5 protein-coding genes and 1 pseudogene are annotated in these 4,031 nt (G+C 61.5%); all 6 read left to right on the top strand.

Annotated features, from left to right (window positions below; all coding sequences use genetic code 11):
- Positions 1-207 (top strand): annotated as a pseudogene (gene eno / locus EOA36_RS29720) (phosphopyruvate hydratase); the annotation flags it as partial.
- Positions 208-359: 152 nt separating this feature from the next.
- Entirely contained in the window at positions 360-683 is a 324-nt protein-coding gene (locus tag EOA36_RS29715; protein WP_127280535.1) for a septum formation initiator family protein, read from the top strand.
- Between the two features lie 191 nt (positions 684-874).
- The gene (gene pdhA / locus EOA36_RS29710; RefSeq protein ID WP_127280534.1) at positions 875-1,912 is read left to right on the top strand and encodes a pyruvate dehydrogenase (acetyl-transferring) E1 component subunit alpha; all 1,038 of its coding nucleotides are present in this window, start codon (positions 875-877) and stop codon (positions 1,910-1,912) included.
- Positions 1,913-1,926: 14 nt separating this feature from the next.
- Positions 1,927-3,327, top strand: a complete 1,401-nt coding sequence (locus EOA36_RS29705; protein ID WP_127280533.1) for a pyruvate dehydrogenase complex E1 component subunit beta — start codon at positions 1,927-1,929, stop codon at positions 3,325-3,327.
- 12 nt (positions 3,328-3,339) lie between these two features.
- A complete protein-coding gene (locus EOA36_RS29700; RefSeq protein WP_127280532.1) occupies positions 3,340-3,627 on the top strand; it encodes a hypothetical protein in 288 nt (95 codons plus the stop codon).
- Positions 3,628-3,630: 3 nt separating this feature from the next.
- On the top strand, positions 3,631-4,031 hold a 401-nt coding region (locus EOA36_RS29695), incomplete at its 3' end, for a biotin/lipoyl-containing protein (RefSeq protein WP_127280531.1).

Raw genomic sequence — 4,031 nt, 5'->3', positions numbered from 1 at the left:
GCCTACACCGCCGTCATGTCGCACCGTTCGGGCGAGACCGAGGATTCGACCATCGCCGATCTCGCCGTCGCCACCAATTGCGGGCAGATCAAGACCGGCTCGCTGTCGCGCTCCGACCGCATGGCCAAATACAACCAACTGATCCGCATCGAGGAAGAACTCGGCAAGCAAGCGCGCTACGCCGGCAAGTCGGTGATCAAGAGCTGATCCGGCCGCGCATCTTTGGTATCGAAAGGGCGGGACATCCCGCCCTTTTTCATTTCAGGCTGGGCTGGGCCGCCGCCCGTAACCGTCCGTTAAGCACAATCAGGCGAAAAAGGCGTCGAGCCGTTTGAGTTCGCGGCCACGGGGAATCGGTCATGTGGACGCGTCAGCACAAGCAGAGAAATACCGGGCGGCTGATCATTCCTTCGCTGTGCGTGGTGTTCCTGGCCTATTTCGGCTTTCACGCTTATCACGGCGAATTCGGTATCAATTCCAAATACAAGCTGGAGGCCGAAACGGTCGCGCTGCAGGGTCAGCTCGAGGCGATCAGGGCGCGCAGGATGGAACTCGAACGGCGGGTCAAGCTCATGCATGATGGCACGCTGGAGAGGGACATGCTCGATGAGCAGGCGCGTAAAGCGCTTAATCTGTCCCAGGCCGACGAGATCACCATCATGCTGCCGGTTTCGGAGAAGTAACCGGTTTTCGGTTAATCAGCAATATTTTCAATGATTTTAATCGCTTAGGCGCATGCCAGCTATGCAATTTCGACATGGCGGAACGCCTTTCTACGTGTTAGCCTCCCATAAATCGAAGGGGAGGGCGATCTCCCCGGAGCAGGTTGATCTTGCTCCAGTGTCCGCAAAGAGACGCCAACAGGGAGTGATGCATGGCCACCGCAGCCAGAAAAGCGCCTGCCAAATCGAAATCCGACGGCAAATCCGGCCTGTCAGCACCCAAGCCTGCTGACTTCACCAAGGACGAAGAGCTTGCCGCCTACCGGCACATGCTGCTCATCCGCCGGTTTGAGGAAAAGGCCGGCCAGCTCTATGGCATGGGCTTCATCGGCGGCTTCTGCCACCTCTACATTGGCCAGGAGGCGGTCGTCACCGGCATGAAGATGGCGCTGATCGACGGCGACCAGATGATCACGGCCTATCGCGATCACGGCCACATGCTGGCGATGGAGCTTTCGCCGCGTGGCGTGATGGCTGAGCTGACCGGACGCCGCGGCGGCTTGTCCAGGGGCAAGGGCGGCTCCATGCACATGTTCTCCAAGGAGAAGCATTTCTATGGCGGTCACGGCATCGTCGGCGCGCAGGTGTCGCTCGGCACCGGTCTGGCCTTCGCCAACCGCTACCGCGACAACAACAATGTCTCGCTGACCTATTTCGGCGACGGCGCAGCCAACCAGGGCCAGGTCTATGAGAGCTTCAACATGGCCTCGCTGTGGAAGCTGCCGGTGATCTACATCATCGAGAACAACCGCTACGCCATGGGCACCTCGGTGTCGCGCTCTTCAGCGGAGACTGACTTCTCGCACCGTGGCGCTTCCTTCAAGATTCCCGGCATCCAGGTCGACGGCATGGATGTGCGCGCGGTCAAGGCCGCCGGCGATCTCGCCACCGAATGGTGCCGCGCCGGCAATGGCCCGCTGATCCTCGAAATGCAGACCTACCGTTATCGCGGCCACTCGATGTCCGATCCTGCGAAATACCGGTCGAAGGAAGAAGTGCAGAAGATGCGCTCCGAGCATGACCCGATCGAGCAGGTCAAGGCGCGGCTGATCGAGAAGAAGTGGGCGACCGAGGACGAGCTCAAGACCATCGACAAGGAGGTTCGCGACATCGTCGCCGACGCCGCCGATTTTGCCCAGAACGATGCCGAGCCGGATCCGTCCGAGCTCTGGACCGATATCGTATTGTAAGGGAGGGCCAGGACATGCCGATCGAAATTCTCATGCCCGCTCTCTCGCCGACCATGGAAGAGGGCAATCTTTCCAAGTGGTTGAAGAACGAGGGCGACAAGGTCGTCGCCGGTGACGTCATCGCCGAGATCGAGACCGACAAGGCGACGATGGAAGTCGAAGCCGTCGACGAAGGTACGCTGGGCAAGATCCTGATCGCCGCCGGCACCGAAGGCGTCAAGGTCAACACGCCGATCGCCGTTCTGCTCCAGGACGGCGAGAGCGCCGCCGACGTCGGCAAGTCCGCGGCGGCTCCCGCCAAGGCCGAAGCACCGGCAAAGGCGGAAGCGCCGGCCGAGGACAAGGCGGAGGTGGCAAAGCCGGCCGCTGCACCAGTCGCGGCCGCACCGAAAACGGAAATCGCCGCCGATCCGGATATTCCCGCCGGTACCGAAATGGTCTCAACCACGGTGCGCGAAGCGTTACGCGACGCCATGGCCGAGGAAATGCGCCGCGACGGCGATGTCTTCGTCATGGGCGAGGAAGTTGCCGAATACCAGGGCGCCTACAAGATCACGCAGGGCCTGCTGCAGGAATTCGGGCCGCGTCGCGTCGTCGACACGCCGATCACCGAACATGGTTTTGCCGGCGTCGGCGTCGGTGCTGCGATGGCGGGCCTCAAGCCGATCGTCGAGTTCATGACCTTCAACTTCGCCATGCAGGCGATCGACCAGATCATCAACTCGGCCGCCAAGACGCTCTATATGTCCGGCGGCCAGATGGGCGCGCCAATCGTGTTCCGTGGGCCGAACGGCGCGGCCGCCCGTGTCGCTGCACAGCACTCGCAGTGCTATGCCGCCTGGTACAGCCACATTCCAGGCCTGAAAGTCGTGATGCCGTATACGGCCGCCGACGCCAAGGGCTTGCTCAAGGCGGCGATCCGCGATCCGAACCCGATCATCTTCCTCGAGAACGAAATCCTCTACGGCCAGTCCTTCGACGTGCCGAAGCTGGACGACTTCGTGCTGCCGATCGGCAAGGCGCGCATCCACAAGACGGGCAAGGATGTCACCATCGTCTCCTTCGGCATCGGCATGACCTATGCGGTCAAGGCGGAAGCCGAGCTGCGCGGCATGGGCATCGACGCCGAGATCATCGACCTCAGGACCATCCGTCCACTCGATCTCGACACCGTCATCGCCTCGGTCAAGAAGACCAACCGGCTGGTCGTGGTCGAAGAAGGCTACCCGCAGAATTCGGTCGGCGACCATATCGCCAACCAGGTGTCGCAACGCGCCTTCGATTTCCTCGACGCGCCGGTCATCACCATTGCCGGCAAGGACGTGCCGATGCCCTATGCGGCCAACCTCGAAAGGCTGGCGTTGCCGAATGTCGGCGAGGTCATCGAGGCCGTCAAAGCCGTCGCATATCGCTAGGGAGCAATGCGGATGCTGTCTTTCTGGACGTTGGCAGCCATCATTGTTCCCACTGTCGTGGTCGCCTTTCTCGTGCGATCGATGACGGGGAAGTTCGATGCGGTTCTGTTGATGCTCAGCGGTGCCGCGTCGCTGGTTCTTGCTATTGTGGCAACTGCTTCCGCAAAGGTCGACCAGACCGGCAGCATGATGACGCTCGAGATGGGCAAGGGTAGCTACCATTTCGGTGTCTTGCCACCTGTGTTCATCGTCGCCACGCTGACCGTCATGCGCGGCCTTTTCAAATTCATCCAGGAGTGAGCGATGCCTATCAACATCACCATGCCGGCCCTGTCGCCCACGATGGAAGAAGGCAATCTGTCAAAATGGCTGGTCAAGGAAGGTGACAAGGTTTCGCCGGGCGATGTCATTGCCGAGATCGAGACCGACAAGGCGACGATGGAAGTTGAAGCCGTCGATGAGGGCACTGTCGCCAAGCTGGTCGTGCCGGCCGGAACCGAAGGGGTCAAGGTCAACGCGCTGATCGCCGTGCTTGCCGCCGAAGGCGAAGATGCGGGCGCTGCCGCCAAAAGCGGTGGCGCACCGGCGAAAGCCGAGGCCAAGCAGGACAGCGCGCCAATCTCCCCACCCGTGGGGGAGATGTCGACGAAGTCGACAGAGGGGGGCGCTGTTCCTCCAGCAGCCAAGAGCGAGGCGCCCCCCTC

Origin of the sequence: Mesorhizobium sp. M8A.F.Ca.ET.021.01.1.1 (genome assembly GCF_003998025.1) — a bacterium.
Lineage (GTDB): Bacteria > Pseudomonadota > Alphaproteobacteria > Rhizobiales > Rhizobiaceae > Mesorhizobium.
Note: the sequence above shows the minus strand (reverse complement) of the source record. Positions and strands in the feature narration are given on the sequence as shown.